Below are 18,955 nucleotides of genomic sequence, written 5' to 3'. Positions count from 1 at the left end.
ACTCCCCTAAGCGTTTACAGTTTCAGATTTTCAGTCCATTTTTCACCAACCAATCTTTAAGCCGTTAATATGCTGGTTATACGTTCCGGGTTTAATCTGACCACCTGAAACTTAAAAAACAGCTTTAACTTTTTTACCTCCAACCCCGGATCAACAAATTTCGGAATTTTAAATTTAAAATAATCTAAAAATCAGGTTTGAATTACGCCTACGTTAAACGGCTTTTCCAGGGGAGCGTGGTTAGCCGCTTCTATTCCCATCGAAATAACTTTGCGGGTTTCCAGCGGATCTATAATCCCATCGACCCACAACCGCGCTGCCGCGTAGTACGGCGATAATTGCTCGTTATAGGTTTCGGTAATTTGGTTTAGCAGTTGTTTTTCGGCCTCGGGCGTAATGGTTTCGCCTTTGGCTTTAAGCGAAGCTACTTGTATTTGCAGTAAGGTGTTGGCCGCCGAAGCACCGCTCATAACGGCAATTTGGGCGGTAGGCCAGGCAAATATCAGGCGGGGGTCGTAAGCTTTGCCGCACATGGCATAATTGCCGGCCCCGTAAGAGTTACCAATAATAAAAGTAAATTTTGGTACTACCGAGTTGGCCATGGCATTTACCATTTTAGCGCCATCTTTAATAATACCGCCGTGTTCGGCTTTGCTGCCCACCATAAACCCCGAAACATCCTGCAGAAATACTAAGGGTATTTTTTTCTGGTTGCAATTCATAATAAACCGGGCCGCTTTATCCGCCGAATCAGAATAAATAACGCCGCCCATCTGCATTTCGCCTTTTTTACTCTTTACAATTTTGCGTTGATTGGCCACAATGCCCACGGCCCAGCCATCTATGCGGGCCAGCCCGCAAATTAAGGTTTTGCCGTACAAATCCTTGTAAGGTTCAAACTCCGAGTTATCGACCAACCGTTTAATAATTTCGAGCATGTCGTAGGGCTTCACACGGTCTTCAGGTAATAAACCGTATATTTCTTCGGGGTTGGCCTGCGGCAAAGCTGGTGTGGCCCGGTTAAAGCCGGCTTTATTAGATTCGCCCATTTTATCAAAAATATTCCGGATGTGATCCAGGCATTCCTGATCGGTGCTGAATTTGTAGTCGGTTACACCGGATATTTCGGAATGCGTGGTGGCGCCGCCTAAAGTTTCGTTGTCGATGGTTTCGCCGATGGCCGCTTTAACCAAATAAGAACCTGCCAGAAATATAGAGCCGGTACCTTCCACAATCATGGCCTCATCGGACATAATAGGTAAATAAGCGCCGCCGGCTACGCAACTGCCCATAATGGCCGAAAGCTGCACAATACCCATCGCCGACATGACGGCGTTGTTCCGGAACATGCGCCCGAAATGCTCTTTATCCGGGAATATTTCGTCCTGTAAAGGCAAATAAACACCCGCGCTATCTACGAGGTAAATAATGGGCAAACGGTTTTCGATGGATATTTCCTGGGCGCGCAAGTTCTTTTTGGCCGTAATCGGGAACCAGGCACCGGCTTTAACAGTGGCATCGTTGGCTACTACTACGCACTGCCGCCCTTTTACATAACCAACACCCGTTATTACGCCCCCCGACGGACAACCGCCGTGTTCCTGGTACATGCCTTCGCCGGCAAAAGCGCCAATTTCCAGAAAATCGGTATCGGCATCGAGCAAATATTTAATGCGTTCGCGGGCAGTAAGTTTGCCTTTTTCGTGTTGCGCTTTTATGCGGCTTTCGCCGCCGCCATAACTGACTTTATGCATCTTTTGCCGCAACTGCACGCATAAAAGTTTTAAAGCGTCTTCGTTCTTATTAAAAGAAATATCCATAGCACGTTTTAAAAAGGAATAAAATATTGCGCACTGCACCTGGTAATAAAAAGGAAAGCAGAAGTAAATATTACCCAATGGCATTGTAGCTATTTGGGTTTAGCTGGTCCGGAACAAAAAATCCGCACGAAGCGGATTTTTAATAAAATATTACTTTGCAGCAGCGCTGTTATTTCTTTTCTACTTCTTCTACATTATTGGCCTGCTCTACATTAGCGGCATTGCGTACTTTGGTAGCAGTTTTCACATTATCGGCTTTTTTAACCTTGGTACCACCGCCAATTAAAGAAAAATGAACATAGCGCTTGGGATTAGCTTTTAAATCCTGCAGTAGGGCATTCAGGCTGGCGGTAGAAGCATTCATGTTGGCATACAGCGAATCATCGTTCATTAACCGGCCTACAGTACCATTGTTCTCCGATAAGGATTGGTTTAATTTGCTTAAGGCGGCCTGGGCTTCCTGCACCGTTTGGTTGGTGTTCCGGATCATGGCGGTCATGGGAGCGTTGCGCAAGGTATCGGTAATTTCGTTCAGGTTAGAGGCCAATTGGCTAAACTTTTGCTCGGTTTCGCGCAGCGAAGTAGTTAAAGCACTCATGTTAGCTGTAATGGTACTTATGTTGCGCTGGTTGGCCAGCATGGTCGTACGAATCAGCTCCGAGGTTGCATTGGTGTTGGCAATAATAGATTGAATATTACGCTTCGCATCGGCATTTAGCAACGCATTAAACCGCACTAAAGTAGAATCTACCTGGCCCAGCACCGGCATTGCTTTTTCGGTTAACATGGTGGTAATGCTGCGCTCTACGTGGGGTAACAAGTTTTCGCCGCCTTTATAACGCACATTATTTTTGCCTAAAAACAAGGTAATGGCTTTGCCACCCAATAAATCGCTGCTGGTTAAACTGGCAATGGTAGAATCGCCAATGGCTACGCCCTCCTGTACGGTAATGCCAACTTTTATGTGGTTGTTTTGTTCGGGCATTAGCTTCATATCCTGCACCACGCCTACGCGTATGCCATTGAGCATAACCGGCCCCGAAACCGCCAATCCATCTACATTGGGGTAAACCACATAGTATTTCTTCGTAGACGAAAAGAAATCAGTTCCTTTTAAGAAACGATAACCAAAATATAAGGCAGCAATTGCCACTACTCCAAGCAAGGCAACTTTTACTTCTTTAGATAATTTCACAAAAACATCAGGGTTAAAATTAATTCATGGCTTCCAGTTCTTGTTTGTAGTCTTTGAAAGCTTTATATATTCCTGAGGCAATATACGTCTGGTTAGTTTTATCGTTGAGATATTTTTCTTCGGCCGGGTTGGTTAAAAAACCAATTTCAATTAAAGAGCTAGGCATTGCCGATTTCCACAGCACCAGAAACCCAGCTTGCTTTACGCCGCGGCTGCTACGGCCCACTTTGGTTTTAAAGTTATGCTGCACCTTTTGGGCAAACCGCAAGCTGTTATCCAGGTAAGCACTCTGGAACAACGACATAAGAATATGGCTCTGCGGCGAACGCGGATCAAAGCCATCGTAATTTTTCTGGTAGTTTTCTTCTTTTAAAATAACCGAGTTTTCGCGGTTAGCTACCTGCAAATTGCCTTCTGTTTTGTGCAAACCCATGGTATAAGTTTCGGTACCATAGGCCGCCGCCGGCCCCGCATTGCAATGGATAGAAATAAACAGGTCGGCATTATTTTTATTGGCAATACCGGCCCGGTCAATTAATTCCACAAAGGTATTGGTTTTGCGGGTGTAAATAACTTTCACATCGGGCAGGTTTTCTTCTATTTGCTGGCCCAGCGCCAAAGCTACTTTTAAAGCAATATCGGCCTCGCGCGAAATTCGCCCGTTGCAGCCAACATCTTTACCGCCGTGGCCGGCATCAATAACCACGGTACGTACTTTTCCATCGCTCCGGCCCACATTATGAAACCCACTCAGCACGAAGAAAACAACTATAGATAGAGCGCAAACAATATTTTTCACAACATGCGTTTGTTAAGATGTAATCGTATTAACTTTGCAAAAATATATAAAAATAACTTTTAACCTGAAAAGATTACCATTCATTTTGAGACTTCTGCTCGTAGGGCAGATGGTAATATTTTGCACTGTTGGCGCTTTCGCCCAGAAAGCTCCTGCGAACACTATTACTCCCCCCGATAGTATAAAGGTAACGCAAGATTCCATTAAAGGTGATATTACCACCACTATCAAATATTCAGCCAAAGACTCGATTGTTTTTCATGTAAACGAGCGGGTGGTAAATATGTACGGCGAAGCCAATATTGATTACGGCGATATGTCGTTGCAGGCGGCCAAAACGGCCATTAATTACGAAACTAATATTTTAACAGCGGCCGGCGCTACAGACTCGGTTGGCAAAGCAATAGGTACCCCGGTTTTTAAGCAGGGTGCCGAAATGTATACGGCTAACCAGATGAACTACAACTTTAAAACCAAAAAAGGTAAAATAAGTGGCGTAGTTACCCGGCAGGGCGAAGGCTTTTTACACGCCGAAACCGTTAAACGCACCTCCGATGAAGCTTTTTACGGTGCCAATGCCCATTATACCACCTGCGATTTACCGCACCCGCACTTTTATATAAATGCTACTAAAATAAAAGCGCTACCCGGGAAAAAAATATTCACGGGCCCGTTTAATTTGGTTTTTGCCGATATACCCACGCCTCTTGGTTTTTTATTTGGCTATTTCCCCACACCTCAGAAAAAACGCAGCACCGGCTCGTCGGGTATTATTTTCCCTACATTTGGCGAAGCCCGCGAACAAGGCTTTTACCTGCGCCAGGGTGGTTATTATTTAGCTTTAAACGAATATATTGGCATAAGTATTCTGGGCGATATTTATTCTTACGGCAGTTGGGCGGCGCACGTTCAATCTACTTATAACAAACGCTACGCGTATCAGGGCAATTTCAGTATTGATTTTAGTGCCACCCGCTTCGCCGATGGCGGTAGTGTTCGTACGGATACTAACCCGATTGTAGGTCAGGGCCGCTTTCCGCGCCAGGAACCCCGCAGCTTTTTTATCCGGTGGTCGCATTCGCCGGCTCCCAAGCAGGGTGGTAAACTATCGGCCAGCGTGCAGGCCGGTACCAGCTTTTACAACCGCCAGAATTACAGTACCCCCAGCAATAATTTATCGGCCACGTTTAACTCATCGGTGCAGTACCAGTACGCTAACCCCAACTCGCCGGTAACTTTTACGGCTTCGATGCTGCACAACCAAAATACACTTACCAAAGTCCATAACTTTACCTTACCCGAGGCAACTTTAAGTGTAAACCGGCAATACCCGTTCCGGCTGTTCAATAAAAATGCTGCGGGCGGAAACTTTTTGCAGGATATTTCGCTGGCGTATAATTTAACGGCCCGAAACCAGATTACAAATGCCATCCAGAGCGGTACCTTACCGGGCGTTAATTTAATTGGTGGCGAGCAACGCGATACCTCGCTGGCTTTAAATGGCCGCAATATTCCTACTATTCTGCGCAATGCGCAGGTGGGTATGCGCCACTCGTTCCCGATTGCCATGAACAGCATCCGGATTCTGAAACACCTAAACTTATCGCCGAGCTTGTACTACAACGCTACCAGCTACCTGAAACAACTAAAATATACCTATGTAGAAAGCTCCAACGCCGTACGCATAGATACCATAAACCGGTTTAGCGTGGCCAGCGAATACGGCGCTGGTGCCAGTTTATCGACGCGCATTTACGGGATGGCTATTATTAAAGGTAAACGCCTGGAAGCTATCCGGCACCAGATTCAGCCGTCTATCTCGTACAACTACACGCCTAACCTGAGTACCGCCTACGGCCAGTATGTGCAGTTGAGCGATGTGGTAAACAGCACAACCGGCATGGTGCCCTACCAATATTTATCCAGGTATAACGGTTTTATGAATGCGCCCTCGGGCTCGGGTTTGCAAAGCGCCTTATATTTTACCATTCAGAACAACGTAGAAGCCAAAGTTAAAGCCAAAACCGATACCGCCGAAACCTTTGAAAAGGTGAGTATTATTGATAATTTCAGTTTTACCGGCGGGTATAATTTTGCGGCCGATTCATTTAAAGTGCAGCCCATTAACGCGCAATTCCGGACCGTACTGTTTAAACGCCTGAATATTTTTACCAGCGCCAACTTAGATCCGTACCAGGTAAATGCCGCCGGCCGCCGCCTCGATCGGTTGTTAATAAACGAAAGCAGTTTTCGGTTTGCCCGCTTAACTAATGCTAACCTGAACCTGGATATTGACCTGAATCCGGATGCGGTAAAAAGCAAAAAGGAAGCAACGCGTACTAACCGGCCTTCGCTGGAAACCGATGTTAATTTGCAGGATCAATACATCGACTTTAAAATTCCGTGGACTTTCCGGATAAATTATACCGCCAGTTATTTTGCCCAGGCCAACGGAACCTCGCAAACCACGCAATCGCTGGGCTTCGATGGCTCGCTTAACTTAACCGATAAATGGAAGGTTACTTATAACTCAGGTTACGATTTCTTAAATAAAGCTTTAACCTACACCAGCCTAAATATTCACCGCGATTTACACTGCTGGGAAATGAGTATTGGCTGGATTCCGTTTGGCGTTTACCAATCTTACTCCATAAATATTAACGCCCGCTCCGCGTTGCTACGCGACCTAAAACTTAGCCGTAACCGGAGCTGGTATAACCGGTAAGCTTAATTTATTAGGTTTAGTATTAAGTTTAGCAATTAGTGGCACGAAGTTTTTAAAACTCAAAAGCCCCATAAAAAAGCGGTTTACTTTACGAAACCTGTTTTTTTATGGGGCTTTTTGGTTAATAATACTAATATTACTTGGATATTGCGCTTAAAATATTGTAGTTATCCTGAGCTTGTCGAAGGATCTATAACAGCATTATATTACCATTATTATTTAGGTAGTGCGCTTAAAATCTAGCGGTCCTGTTGTGCCTGTCGAAATAGCTAAATCTACTTTTTATTTGGTTGTAATAGATCCTTCGACAAGCTCAGGATGACCCAGTAGCCAACACTTAAGCGCAGGGCTGTTTAATAATAGTATAATGACTAACGTTATGCAAAACGAAGGTCAGGTTGAAAAAAGCCTATAAAAAGGCAAATTATTGCTATTCAGGAGAAAACCTGTTATAAAGACACGAACTAGTTTTCTCCTGAATGACACCAGTGGATTGCTCAAAAATATTTTTTTAATATTTGCGTATCAACAATTAAATATTTGGCCTTTAATTACCTTAAGGCCGACGGGCGGGCCTGATATTCCGACTGTAATAAACATCGGCCGGAATATGATGGCCCGCATATACCCGTTCTAATATTTTGTAAAGCGTGGGATCATAAGCCTGCAAATCGTCCGGCGACTGTACCCGTGTATCTCCATCGTAAAATTCGTAGTTCGACCAAAACCACCACTGACTACCTTCGGCCCAATATTCGGCTACGGTGTTTATGGCGTATTGGCCTTTGTAGAGGCCTTTGGCTTTAGCGGCCTGGTAGGCTGGTTCAATTTCGGCAAAAAGGGCTGGATCGGCAGTACGGAGCGCGCCCATAATATTGTGGCTGAACTCGTGTACCAGAATATTTTCGCCGTAATAACGGGTATTGGGGTAGCCCAGCAAATTTTCTTCGGCACAGGACGTAACGGTTCCACCCATGCCGCGCGCGCGTTTATTCCAATATTCCCGGTCGGTCATGCTGGCAATACCGCCGGGTTTATCATAATTTTCGCGTTCGGCTGGGGTCAGGCGTTTGTCATCGCGGGTTGGTTTTTTCCAATCGCTGCGTTCTGGTAAATCTGTTTCCATTTCGGTTTCGGCCATAATGAGTACCCGCGCTTTTCGCTCCATTAAAGCCGTCCGAATATCCATGCGCTTTACCAGCATATAATTTACAATATCGCGTGCCATAAGCAGCGCAGCATCGGGCACTTTCTCCGACGAAATAATTGGTATACCAAAAGCATCGGTATATTTTTTATAAAAAGCATCAAAACCAAACGCAGTGAGCGGGGCCGTAATCATGGCATGCTCGTAACTTGGCACCAAAGCTTTGGTTACTGATTTTTCGGGCTGGATAATTATTGGTTTATCTTCCGGGGTTAGGTTGCTGGCAGTTGGGGTTTTGGTCCCGGAACAAGCCAGACACAACATGCTTATGCTACTAATCGCCAATGCTTTTGTTAATTTCATCTTTAGTTGTTGCATTAAATTTTCACTGCTGCACACGGAAACAATGCGGGTATAAATTAAAAATTAGAAATTAAACCTTAATATTACGCCGTTATTTAACCAGCAAGCTTTGCTATCAATAACGGCATTTTTATTTTTAAATATTAAAGAAATATTAAGTACTTGAAAATCCTTTTTTTCTCTTTTTACCAGTATAACAGGTACTAAATAATTTATTATTTCTAATTCATAATTTCAAAAAGCATGTCTGTACAAAAACGGGACATCAAAATTATTACCACCCACCAATTGCAAGCCATGAAAGAGCGGGGCGAAAAAATATCGATGCTCACGGCTTACGATTATTCCATGGCCGCTATTCTGGACGGGGCCGGTGTAGATGTGTTATTGGTGGGCGATTCGGCGTCTAACGTAATGGCCGGCCACGAAACCACCCTGCCCATTACCCTGGACCAAATGATTTACCATGCTTCTTCGGTGGTGCGGGCGGTAAAACGGGCCTTTGTGGTAGTAGATTTGCCTTTTGGCTCTTACCAGGGTAATTCTTCTGAAGCCTTACGTTCAGCCATCCGGATAATGAAAGAATCGGGTGCGCACGGCGTTAAGATGGAAGGCGGCAGCGAAATAAAAGAATCGGTTATTAGAATATTAAGTGCCGGTGTGCCGGTAATGGGCCATTTGGGTTTAACGCCGCAATCGATCTATAAATTTGGCACCTATACGGTGCGGGCCAAAGAAGAGCAGGAAGCAAATAAATTGGTAGAAGATGCCATGTTGCTGCAGGAAATAGGTTGCTTTTCTATTGTACTCGAAAAAATACCGTCGGCTTTGGCTCAGAAAGTAGCTTCTTCGTTGCAAATTCCAATAATTGGCATTGGTGCCGGCCCTTACGTTGATGGCCAGGTACTGGTAACCCATGATTTATTAGGTATTACCAAAGAATTTAAGCCCCGGTTTCTGCGCCGCTACGCCGACCTGCATGAAATAATGACCAACGCTGTTACCAACTACGTGCACGACGTAAAAACCAAAGATTTCCCAACCGACGAAGAGGCTTATTAATTGTTAATTGTTAATTGTTGATGGTTGATTGTTAAAACTCACTTGAAAAATTGCTTGTAGCTAATAGTTACCGGCTAAAACGAATGAAAAATAGTTTTGCAATCCAGAACAGGCATGTAGTTTATGAAGATAATCACTTGCTGGTTATAAATAAGCCGGCGGGTATTTTGGTGCAGGGCGATGAAACCGGCGACAAGCCTTTATCGGAGTTAGCCAAAGAATATTTAAAAGAAAAATACCACAAACCCGGCAATGTTTTTATGGGCGTGGTGCACCGCCTGGACCGGCCGGTTAGCGGGCTGGTATTACTAGCCAAAACTTCCAAGGCCTTAACCCGGATGAACGAACTGTTCCGGACCGATAAAATTAAGAAAACCTACCTGGCTATTACTGGCCAAAAACCGCCCCAGGATGTAGCCCGCTTGGTGCATTGGTTGGTAAAGGATGAAGCCCGCAATATTACCAAAGCCTTTCCTAACGGTAATAAAGGTGGTTTACAATCGGAATTAAGTTACCAGTTGCTGGGGCAAGAACAGGAATATTATTTATTACAAGTAAACCCCGTAACCGGTCGGCCGCACCAAATACGCGTGCAACTGGCTTCGCAAGGCTGTCCGCTCCTCGGCGATCTTAAGTACGGTGCCAAAACGCCGCTACCCGATAAAAGCATTGGCCTGCACGCTTACCAATTGCAGTTCGAACATCCTACCCAAAAAACTTTAGTGCAATTAACAGCGCCGTTACCCGAAAATGCTATCTGGCAGCCGTTCCGGAAGTTGGCGGCTGGTTTAGGCTAAAAAGATGATATCCATCAGTTTTACAGAATTTTTAAAGAATACTTGCAACGATTAAGTCTGTATATAGTAATTTTGTGAACTAAATAACCTAATCGCTGTTTTAATCTCAGCCTTAGTTTGTTTAACCCGGATTATTTAAAATCATAAAAATACTAACTGCCAATGCCTGTCCTAATATTTTTTGTTGCCCACTGGTACCTCTCCCTTTTTGTGCAAACCTTTTACCTGCACCGCTACGCCGCCCATAAAATGTTTACTATGAATAGATTTTGGGAGCGTTTCTTTTTCCTGCTGACCTACATTGCCCAGGGTTCTTCATTTTTATCGCCGCGGGCTTACGCTGTTTTGCACCGCATGCACCACGCTTTCAGCGATACCGAACGTGATCCGCATTCGCCGCATTTCTCTAATAATGCGTTTACCATGATGTGGAAGACCAAAGATATTTACAACGATGTACTAAACCGTCGGGTAGAGCCGGAAGCCCGTTTTGAAGGCAATTACCCGCTTTGGACAGCCGTTGAGAATTTTGGCGATACCTGGATGTCGCGGGTGTTATGGGGTACCGCTTATGTATTGTTTTACATTGCTTTTGCTACCCAGTGGTGGATGTTCTTGCTATTACCTTTTCACTTCCTGATGGGCCCGCTACACGGGGCTATTGTAAACTGGAGCGGCCACAAATACGGTTACCAGAACTTCGATAACCACGATAAATCGCGTAATTCTTTGTTTTTCGATTTTTTAACCGGTGGCGAATTATTTCAGAACAATCACCATAAATTGCCTAACCGGGTTAACTTTGGCGTAAAATGGTGGGAAGTAGACCCTACTTACCCTGTAATCTGGACGCTGGATAAACTCCGGATTATTCGCCTGAAAAAAGTACGGGCCTAAGTTCATAAATAGATATTATTTAAAAGTCTCCCGTTAACCGGGAGACTTTTTTGTTTTATACAATCTGAAAGCCGCATATTTGTTTTCTGAAAATAATTGAATAGAGCTTTACGCTACAAGATGCCGGACCAGCATAAATTAGAAAGTCTGTATTATTTGCTAACAGCCTTTATTTGTTTGGCAGCCCGATTTTATCTTTTGCCCCAGATAGGCCTTACCGATTATGATTCTATCCGGAGCTGGCAAATTGTGCAGGAACTGGGCCAGGGTAATTTTAAACATTTATTTCACCACGCTAGTCCCGGTTTTTTCTTGTTATACGCCGTTTTTACACCTTTTCTGAAAGGCGTACTAGGGTATATTTTGCTGAACAGCCTTTTTAATGTGGGCGCGGTATTGTTGCTTATTCGGTTTATGCGGCAACATTTAGCTGTTCCTTTGCCCGAGGCTTTCCTGACCGGTTTAATATTTGGCCTGTCGGTTTTTGCGGTAAGCACCGGCCGTAATTTTGCCACCGAATCTATTAGTATATTTTTATTTATGCTGATGCTGGAGCAATATTACCGGCGTTTGCACCATAAATCAGCGCACGCTTTTCTAAAGGCTGCCGCCTGGTTAGCATTAGGTTTAACCATTAATTACAAGTTATTGCTGGTGTTTCCCATTATTTTACTGATAGAGCTGTTTCAGCGAGACAAAGTATTATCTCCTAAATTACTGCTGAAGCTAGCCCTGATTATTCTGGCCCCGTTTGTACTTTTTGGCTTAATAGCTGTTTTGGTAAATAAACCGTTTTATCAGTTTCCGGCCACTATCGTAAGCATTAACCATTTTACGCGCCCCACTCCGGCTTTACGCACCGGCAGGTTTAACCTGGATTGGGAATATTACGGCCGCTACTTATTAGATTTTGAATGGCCGGTATTGCTGCCCGCGCTATTTTTATTTCCGTTTTTGTACCGGCAGCAACTATTTTCTTTTAAGGGCCAAAAGCTTAATATTTATCAGTTTTTATTTATTATTAGTTATCTGTACTTGCTTGGGATGCAACTGCTGGTGAAAGCGCCGCGCGGGTTAATGTTTGTGTATGGCTTATTCTACGCCCTCACTTACCTGGTTTTAAACTATATTATTCCTAAGCGGTGGGTAATTCTAGTCATCTTATTTTCCGGCATAAGTTACCAGGTATATCAACTGAATAAAAATATTTACCTGTACGCTCCTACCAACTATCCGGCGGTGGTAAAATATTTAGAAGAAAATAATATTGCTAAAGTTGTTACTACGGTTGGGTTAAATATTGTGCCGCATACAACCGGTAAAGCAATTGAGACAAAGATTATATTTTCGGAAAAAGAATTACCGGCGTTAAAGCAGGCCGGCTTTACGCATGTTTTGTTAGATGATTATTACAAAATTACCAACGTGCAGCAATTTGCGGGTTTAGAAAAAATTAAGACCGAAAAAGATTGGCCCGAACCTACCTTGCTATCGCCGTTGCTTTACCTCGATCATTCTGAATTTACCGGTTTAAGCTATACCCAAACACTGGCTAACCAGAGAAAAGCCCAAAAATCTTCTGTTCAACTTCGGCTGATTAAAATTCCTTAAACTCTCCTATTATTAAATACCTCAAATTAATTTACTTATTCAAAAAAAATAACTAGTTTTGCAGGCTCAAAAAAGACGGACGGGTTCCGTCGCGTAACAAAAGTTATTTAATATGCCTGTTAAAATCAGACTGGCCCGCAGAGGCCGCAAAAAAGCTGCTATGTACGATATCGTAGTAGCCGACTCAAGAGCACCACGTGATGGTCGCTTTATTCAGAAATTAGGTACTTACAACCCTAACACCAACCCTGCTTCTATTCTTTTTGATGAGCAGAAGGCTTTTGAATGGGTAATGAAAGGTGCCCAGCCAACCGATACCGTTAAGGCTATGTTGTCTTACAGAGGCATTTTGTACAAGAAACACTTACAAATTGGTGTAGCCAAAGGTGCCATTACCCAAGAGCAAGCCGATACCAAGTTTAACGACTGGAAAGAAGAAAAAGACTCTAAAATCCAGGGCAAACGCGATCAGTTAAGCCAGCAGCGTTCTGATGCTGCCAAAGCTGCTTTTGCCGCCGAACAAAAAGTAAACGAAGCCCGCGCCGAAGCTTTACGCAAACGCGCTGAAGAAGCTGCAAAAGCGGCTGCTCCTGCCGAAGAAGCACCTGCTGCTGACGCTGGTGAAGCGGCTGCTCCTGCTGAAGAAGCCCAGGCTTAATAAAATTACGAGCCATGAATATTGACGCTTGCTACCATTTAGGCTACATCGTCAGGACGCATGGCGTAAAAGGCCAGGTAGTTGCCTTTTTTGACGTAGACTACCCGGAAGATTACGAAGAATTGGAATCAGTTTTTCTGCAATTAAGCGGAAAACTGGTTCCTTTTTTTATTGATGCCCTCGACATACAACCCAACGGCCGCATTATTATCAAGTTCGAAGATGTGGATTCGATTGTGGAAGCCGAAAAGCTGAAAAATATTGCCTTATACCTGCCCCTCGACCAACTACCCGAACTCGACGAAGACCAATTTTATTTTCACGAAGTTATTGGGTATACCGTGGTAGATGAACAGCTGGGCGAGTTGGGTACCATCCGGGAAATTTACGAAATGCCTTACCAAGACCTCATGGCCATGGATTATCAGGGCGTAGAAGTATTAATTCCGGTTCAGGACGAATTAATTTTACGGGCTGATAAAGCGGCACAGAAACTTTTTGTAAACCTGCCCGAAGGCCTCGTAGATATTTACACCAACCCTACTGGTCCGGAGGCCGACGAGGATCGCGACAGTGACGAGGAAGAAAAAGATGCGGTTTGATATTATCAGCGTTCAGCCGGATTTACTTGTTAGTCCTTTTAGTCATTCAATTTTAAAGCGGGCTCAGAACAAAGGATTGGTAGAGATTCACATCCACGATCTCCGCAAATTTGCCATAAACAAATACGGCCAGGTAGATGATTACGCTTTTGGTGGCGGCGCCGGCATGGTCATGATGATTGAGCCCATTGCCAAATGCATCGACAATTTACAGGCCGAGCGCGCTTATGATGCGGTTATTTACATGACCCCCGACGGCGAAACCTTGCGGCAACCTTTGGTAAATCGCTTATCGTTGCTGCAAAACGTTATAATTTTGTGTGGGCACTACAAAGGTGTAGATGAACGCGTCCGGCAGAAATATATTACCCACGAGATCAGCATTGGCGATTACGTATTATCGGGTGGCGAACTAGGAGCCGCCGTATTGACCGATGCCATTATTCGTATAATTCCGGGTGTACTAAACGACGAGTCTTCGGCTCTGACCGATTCCTTTCAGGATGGTTTGCTGGCCCCACCGGTTTATACCCGCCCCGCCGAGTACGAAGGCCTGAAGGTGCCCGATATTTTACTTTCGGGCCATACGCCCAAAGTAGAGCAATGGCGTTTTGAACAAGCCGTAGAACGCACCCGCCAGCGCCGGCCCGATTTACTGCAAGAATAGCAATATATTGCCTTAATAAAGGTTTCTTTAAGGTACTGCTTTCTTATACTAATTAGCAGACTAATAACTGTAGGCTAAATACTTACACAAAAAAAATCAGACCTGCTATTTTTCTACAAAAAAAGTTTATATCTTTGCACTCCGAATTTTTGAGAAGAAGATACTATAGCAATAATTACAATAGCCATGAGCAATATTTTAGATGTATTAAACAACGAATATCGTGAACAGCGTGCCAATATTCCGAATTTTGCGGCTGGCGACACGGTAAACATTCACGTAAAAATCCGTGAAGGTAACAAAGAAAGAATTCAGCAATTTCAAGGCGTTGTAATTCAGCGTAAAAACCCAAATACTGCCGGTGAAACTTTCACCGTACGTAAAGTTTCTAACCAAATTGGTTTAGAGCGTATCTTCCCTTTGCTTTCGCCAAACATCGAAAAAATTGAACTGGTACGTCGTGGTAAAGTAAGACGGGCCCGTTTGTATTACTTAAGAGGTCTTTCTGGTAAAGCTTCGCGTATTAAAGAGCGTCGCAACAAACCAGCTTAATTTATTTAATTTTTCCTTATCTATTATTTAAAGCCAATCCTTTCCGGGTTGGCTTTTTTGTTTGCGGCGCAGTTTACATTCATTTATTTCTTTACCCCAATATTTAACCCTAAGTCATCAAATTTTAGGGAAGCGCCGATTAAGTTCTGTTTTATTTGTGCCCAAAGCTGCTCCGGAACAGAATAAACCTGGCTTTAACAGAAATAATTATTTAAATATGGGGTTTGGCAGTGAGGGCTAAATAATTTGTTTTGTGCCGCATCCGTTACTACGTATTGGCTTATGAAATATTTACTGGTACTCCTTTTATCGCTACTAATAATCCCGAAAGGCTTTGCGCAAACCTACTGGCAACAGGAAGTAAACTATACCATTGCGGTTTCGCTTAACGATGAACAGCACACCTTAACGGCCACCGAAGAAATAGAATATATTAACCATTCGCCGCATGCGCTAACTTTTATTTATTTCCACCTGTGGCCCAACGCTTATAAAAACAACACCACCGCCTTTGCCAAACAGCAGCTCGTTAATAAAAAACGTGATTTCCAGTTTGCACCCGATAGTGCCCGCGGCTACATAGATGGGCTGGATTTTAAGATAAACGGGCAAACCGCAAAGTTTGAAATTGATGAGAAAAATATTGACATCGGCAAACTCATCCTGAACCAGCCATTAACGAGTGGTCAGCGCATCCGGATTTCTACACCTTTTCGGGTGAAACTGCCTAATTCTTTTTCACGGCTCGGGCATGTGGGGCAATCGTACCAAATTACGCAGTGGTTTCCCAAACCGGCGGTTTACGACCACAAAGGCTGGCACCAAATGCCCTACTTAGACCAAGGTGAATTTTATGCGGAATTTGGTCGCTTTGATGTAAGTATTACCTTGCCAGCCAATTATTTAGTGGCAGCAACGGGTGTACTGCAAAACACTGCTGAATTAAGAAAACTGGATAGTCTTTCGGCCATAACTGCCGATAAAAGAATATTCCGGCAAACCGAGGATATTTTTCCATCTTCATCCGCAAAAACTAAAACCCTGCGCTATACCGCCACAAATATTCATGATTTTGCCTGGTTTGCCGATAAACGGTTTAATGTGCTGAAAGGCGAAGTGGAACTGCCGCATTCTAAACGTAAAGTTACTACCTGGCTATTTTTCCTGAATAAAAATGCTTCGGACTGGGTAAAGAGCCTTAAGGATATTAACGAGGCAGTGCACTATTATTCGTTGTGGGTAGGCGATTGCCCGTACGAGCAGGCCACCGCCGTAGATGGCGCTTTAAGTGCCGGGGTAGGCATGGAATACCCGATGGTAACCGTTACCGACCCCAGCGCTATTATTCACGAAGTAGGCCACAACTGGTTTTACGGCATTTTGGGTACCAACGAGCGGCAGCACCCCTGGCTCGACGAAGGCATTAATTCTTATTACGAGTTCCGGATGGGCCAGCTAACCAACCATAATTACAGCCAACTGGAGCCCTTGCTTACCCGCGACCGCATTAAAAAATACCGTTTACAAAATATTCACAGCACCGGCTTAAACCTGCTTTTGTACCAGATTGCCGCTAGTCGCGGATTAGATCAGCCTATAGAAGAGCCAGCGGCTTCTTACACGTATGCCAATTACGGCAGTATTGTGTACATGAAAACCGGCGTTATGCTGCAATATTTGGCTAATTACCTTACGCACGACAGGTTCGATAAAGCGTTTCAGACATATTTCCGGCGCTGGCAATTTAAACACCCGTACCCCAAAGATTTACAGGCCGTTTTCGAAGAAGTTACCGGCGAAAAGCTGGACTGGTTCTTTAAAGATCTTATCCAAAGTACCCAAACCGTAGATGCTGCCTTAACGCACTTACGCCAAAGCCAAAATACGCTACAGGTAAGCGTAGAAAATAAAACCAATTTATTGGCGCCAGTACCGGTATCTACCCGCAACACCAATGGCCAAATACTAGAAGTAAAATGGACCAAACCCGGCCAACGAACACAGGAACTAACCTTTAACAGCCAAGCAGTACACGATGTAGTTATAGACCCCGGCTATTTTTTACCCGAACTAAACCGCTCCAACAACCGGCTGGCAGTAAATAGCATACTTAAGAAAGTAGAACCCATTCGGCTGCAGTTTTTGGCGGGCGTAGAACAGTTCGATCGGAAGCAAATCTATTTTGTACCGGCCTTAGGGGCCAATACCTACGACCGCATTATGCTGGGCGGGGCGCTATATAACAGCTCGCTTTTTCAGAAGAAAATTAATTATTTATTCATGCCCTTATACAGCGTAGGCCAAAAAGAACTACGGGGCATTGGCAATATTAATATCCGGTTTTTACCCAAAACTTTAGCCCAGTCGGTTGTAGTAGGCCTGAATGCCCAACGGTTTGAACGATTTCAGAAACTGGAACCATCGGTAGCTATTAATTTTCCGAAACCGGCCGCCGGTGCTAGCCAGCAGCAACTACAACTGGGCTACACGGCTATTGCGCACAAAGAAGCTTTGGTAAACCCTGAAGAGAATGGGGTTTTGTTACCCATTTACCAGAACAAGGTAAAGTATAATATTCCGTGGGCCCGTTATACCTACCAGAAAAAGAATGCCTTGCAAACAGTTGGCGCCGAATTGCATTTTGATTTATTACCAACCGATACTACTACCGGTACTACCCTCTCGGGGAATAATGTGCTGGTCGGAAAACTATCCTTGGAATATGAGCGCTACTATTCAACTAAAAAACGCTTTGGGGTTAGGGTATTTGGAGGTAATTTTTTCGGGAACGCAAGCGCTATTCCTCCGCTTTTTCAGTTAGGAATGAGTAGTAGCCTCGATTACACAAAAGAAACTATTTTCTTAGACCGTTCGCAGCGCAATGATAATTTAGCGGCTTTTGTGCGGCAAACCGATGGAAAGGATGGCGCCTTCCGTAATTTTATTCCAATTTTTTCAAGTCGTTGGCTTACCGCCGTCAACCTGAATGCCGATATACCCGTGGTGCCGCTAACCGCTTACCTGGATTTGGGAACAGCTTACGGGGCAAAAGAGCTGCTTTACGGAACCGGATTAAGTGTATCTTTGGCAAAAAATTTCCTGCAGATTTACTTCCCGGTTGCCGGTAGCAATTATGCGCAAAATATTCCCGAAAGCTTCGAAAATTTTAAAAATAATATCCGGTTCCAGTTACAACTCAACACGCTTAATCCTTTCCGGCAAGTGGCCGAAATGGTGCGTTAACCAATATTTATATAGTTATGGTTTGGTTGGCCTGCTCCTGCTAGCCTCCTGCAAAACCGATTACGAAAACCTACCAACTTTCTCGGCGCACAAACAATTACAAGTAGTAATATTAACGCCGGCGGGTAGTAATCATCCGCAGGAATACGACAGTAAAACCAAAACATTTGTAAGTACGCAGGAGGCTGGCCTGCCCGCAAAAATCAACTTTTTACCTTTGCCCGGAAACTTAGGCTTTATTCCTTCTACGGCTATAAAGCACTCCGGAAACAACGAAAACGAACCATTAGCAGCCCTGGTACTCGCCGAAAGTGTACCATCGGGCACCGTAATGGAAGTAATACCGCTGGGTACTTTAGCTTTAAATATTGCCGGTGAAGCGCGATACATAATAATAGCTACTCCGTCCCGGCCCACTGACCAAATATTAGCCGCTACCGATTTTAATGAATTTGTAACAAAATATCCGGCTGCCAAAGAAATTATTCAGAAATGGTTTTTGTACCACAATCCTAACCAGAAAACCCGTTTATTGGGCTGGAAAAACGATAATGAAACTGAAGACTTAATCAGGCGCTGGCTGAAATAATAAACATGATACATGCAGTTGCCGCATTACCGGTGGTTTCTTTCTGAAGCTTAACTATAATCCGGTTTATATATTTTTCTGAATTCGGCTTAAGTTCAGAATAAAACGTATCTTAAAAATTCTTTCAGCTAATATTTTAAATGTTGGGGTAGTCCGGGTTTTTCTATAATTTAATATTTTCCCGGGGGTTTAAACAATAAGGTTGGGTTTCTACCCTAAATTTAGATA

Annotated in this window: 15 protein-coding genes; 11 read left to right on the top strand and 4 right to left on the bottom strand. The window is 44.0% G+C overall.

Translation table 11 applies throughout. The features are described 5' to 3' along the window. Positions 1-191: 191 nt before the first annotated feature. The 3 genes from F0145_RS04100 to F0145_RS04090 form a co-directional block, all read right to left on the bottom strand. A complete protein-coding gene (locus F0145_RS04100; RefSeq protein WP_150087030.1) occupies positions 192-1,820 on the bottom strand; it encodes an acyl-CoA carboxylase subunit beta in 1,629 nt (542 codons plus the stop codon). A 169-nt stretch (positions 1,821-1,989) separates the two neighbouring features. Continuing rightward, positions 1,990-3,015: an MlaD family protein gene (locus F0145_RS04095; protein ID WP_190277465.1), complete on the bottom strand. Its 1,026-nt coding sequence runs from the start codon at positions 3,013-3,015 to the stop codon at positions 1,990-1,992. A gap of 19 nt (positions 3,016-3,034) precedes the next feature. Further along, positions 3,035-3,787, bottom strand: a complete 753-nt coding sequence (locus tag F0145_RS04090; RefSeq protein WP_223815822.1) for an N-acetylmuramoyl-L-alanine amidase family protein — start codon at positions 3,785-3,787, stop codon at positions 3,035-3,037. A gap of 112 nt (positions 3,788-3,899) precedes the next feature. Between F0145_RS04090 and F0145_RS04085 the strand changes: the two genes are divergently transcribed. Next, the gene (locus tag F0145_RS04085; protein WP_150087027.1) at positions 3,900-6,539 is read left to right on the top strand and encodes a putative LPS assembly protein LptD; all 2,640 of its coding nucleotides are present in this window, start codon (positions 3,900-3,902) and stop codon (positions 6,537-6,539) included. Between the two features lie 556 nt (positions 6,540-7,095). On the opposite strand, the gene F0145_RS04080 is transcribed toward F0145_RS04085, so the two are convergent. Then, complete coding sequence (locus F0145_RS04080; protein ID WP_223815806.1) at positions 7,096-8,049, bottom strand: hypothetical protein; 954 nt, start codon at positions 8,047-8,049, stop codon at positions 7,096-7,098. Positions 8,050-8,292: 243 nt separating this feature from the next. Between F0145_RS04080 and panB the strand changes: the two genes are divergently transcribed. From panB to F0145_RS04030, 10 genes are all read left to right on the top strand, one after another. Continuing rightward, positions 8,293-9,111, top strand: a complete 819-nt coding sequence (panB, locus tag F0145_RS04075; RefSeq protein WP_150087026.1) for a 3-methyl-2-oxobutanoate hydroxymethyltransferase — start codon at positions 8,293-8,295, stop codon at positions 9,109-9,111. 83 nt (positions 9,112-9,194) lie between these two features. Beyond that, positions 9,195-9,908 (top strand): RluA family pseudouridine synthase, encoded by a 714-nt coding sequence (locus tag F0145_RS04070; protein ID WP_150087025.1) that lies wholly within the window; start codon positions 9,195-9,197, stop codon positions 9,906-9,908. A 162-nt stretch (positions 9,909-10,070) separates the two neighbouring features. Further along, the gene (locus F0145_RS04065) at positions 10,071-10,805 is read left to right on the top strand and encodes an acyl-CoA desaturase (RefSeq protein ID WP_150087024.1); all 735 of its coding nucleotides are present in this window, start codon (positions 10,071-10,073) and stop codon (positions 10,803-10,805) included. Between the two features lie 96 nt (positions 10,806-10,901). Further along, on the top strand, positions 10,902-12,416 hold the full coding sequence (locus F0145_RS04060) for an ArnT family glycosyltransferase (RefSeq protein ID WP_150087023.1): 1,515 nt from the start codon (positions 10,902-10,904) through the stop codon (positions 12,414-12,416). 112 nt (positions 12,417-12,528) lie between these two features. After that, positions 12,529-13,074, top strand: coding sequence for a 30S ribosomal protein S16 (locus F0145_RS04055; RefSeq protein ID WP_150087022.1), 546 nt, complete (start codon positions 12,529-12,531; stop codon positions 13,072-13,074). A 14-nt stretch (positions 13,075-13,088) separates the two neighbouring features. Beyond that, positions 13,089-13,676, top strand: a complete 588-nt coding sequence (gene rimM, locus F0145_RS04050) for a ribosome maturation factor RimM (RefSeq protein WP_150087021.1) — start codon at positions 13,089-13,091, stop codon at positions 13,674-13,676. Continuing rightward, complete coding sequence (gene trmD / locus F0145_RS04045) at positions 13,666-14,343, top strand: tRNA (guanosine(37)-N1)-methyltransferase TrmD (RefSeq protein WP_150087020.1); 678 nt, start codon at positions 13,666-13,668, stop codon at positions 14,341-14,343. Before rimM ends, trmD begins: the two co-directional genes overlap by 11 nt. Before the next feature lie 186 nt (positions 14,344-14,529). Further along, a complete protein-coding gene (rplS, locus tag F0145_RS04040) occupies positions 14,530-14,895 on the top strand; it encodes a 50S ribosomal protein L19 (RefSeq protein ID WP_146902421.1) in 366 nt (121 codons plus the stop codon). A gap of 282 nt (positions 14,896-15,177) precedes the next feature. Continuing rightward, positions 15,178-18,138, top strand: a complete 2,961-nt coding sequence (locus F0145_RS04035) for a M1 family metallopeptidase (protein ID WP_150087019.1) — start codon at positions 15,178-15,180, stop codon at positions 18,136-18,138. A 22-nt stretch (positions 18,139-18,160) separates the two neighbouring features. Continuing rightward, positions 18,161-18,727: an inorganic diphosphatase gene (locus tag F0145_RS04030; protein WP_190277464.1), complete on the top strand. Its 567-nt coding sequence runs from the start codon at positions 18,161-18,163 to the stop codon at positions 18,725-18,727. Positions 18,728-18,955 lie beyond the last annotated feature (228 nt).

Source organism: Adhaeribacter rhizoryzae, from assembly GCF_008629685.1.
Lineage (GTDB): Bacteria > Bacteroidota > Bacteroidia > Cytophagales > Hymenobacteraceae > Adhaeribacter > Adhaeribacter rhizoryzae.
The sequence above is the reverse complement of the archived record's forward strand: the minus strand, read 5'-3'. Positions and strand labels throughout refer to the sequence as shown.

Excerpts from the sequence above, each read along its gene's own strand:
- F0145_RS04100 (WP_150087030.1), bottom strand. The coding sequence starts at position 1,820 with ATGGATATTTCTTTTAATAAGAACGAAGACGCTTTAAAACTTTTATGC.
- F0145_RS04080 (WP_223815806.1), bottom strand. The coding sequence starts at position 8,049 with ATGAAATTAACAAAAGCATTGGCGATTAGTAGCATAAGCATGTTGTGT.
- panB (WP_150087026.1), top strand. The coding sequence starts at position 8,293 with ATGTCTGTACAAAAACGGGACATCAAAATTATTACCACCCACCAATTG.
- F0145_RS04070 (WP_150087025.1), top strand. The coding sequence starts at position 9,195 with ATGAAAAATAGTTTTGCAATCCAGAACAGGCATGTAGTTTATGAAGAT.
- F0145_RS04065 (WP_150087024.1), top strand. The coding sequence starts at position 10,071 with ATGCCTGTCCTAATATTTTTTGTTGCCCACTGGTACCTCTCCCTTTTT.
- F0145_RS04055 (WP_150087022.1), top strand. The coding sequence starts at position 12,529 with ATGCCTGTTAAAATCAGACTGGCCCGCAGAGGCCGCAAAAAAGCTGCT.
- rimM (WP_150087021.1), top strand. The coding sequence starts at position 13,089 with ATGAATATTGACGCTTGCTACCATTTAGGCTACATCGTCAGGACGCAT.
- trmD (WP_150087020.1), top strand. The coding sequence starts at position 13,666 with ATGCGGTTTGATATTATCAGCGTTCAGCCGGATTTACTTGTTAGTCCT.
- rplS (WP_146902421.1), top strand. The coding sequence starts at position 14,530 with ATGAGCAATATTTTAGATGTATTAAACAACGAATATCGTGAACAGCGT.
- F0145_RS04035 (WP_150087019.1), top strand. The coding sequence starts at position 15,178 with ATGAAATATTTACTGGTACTCCTTTTATCGCTACTAATAATCCCGAAA.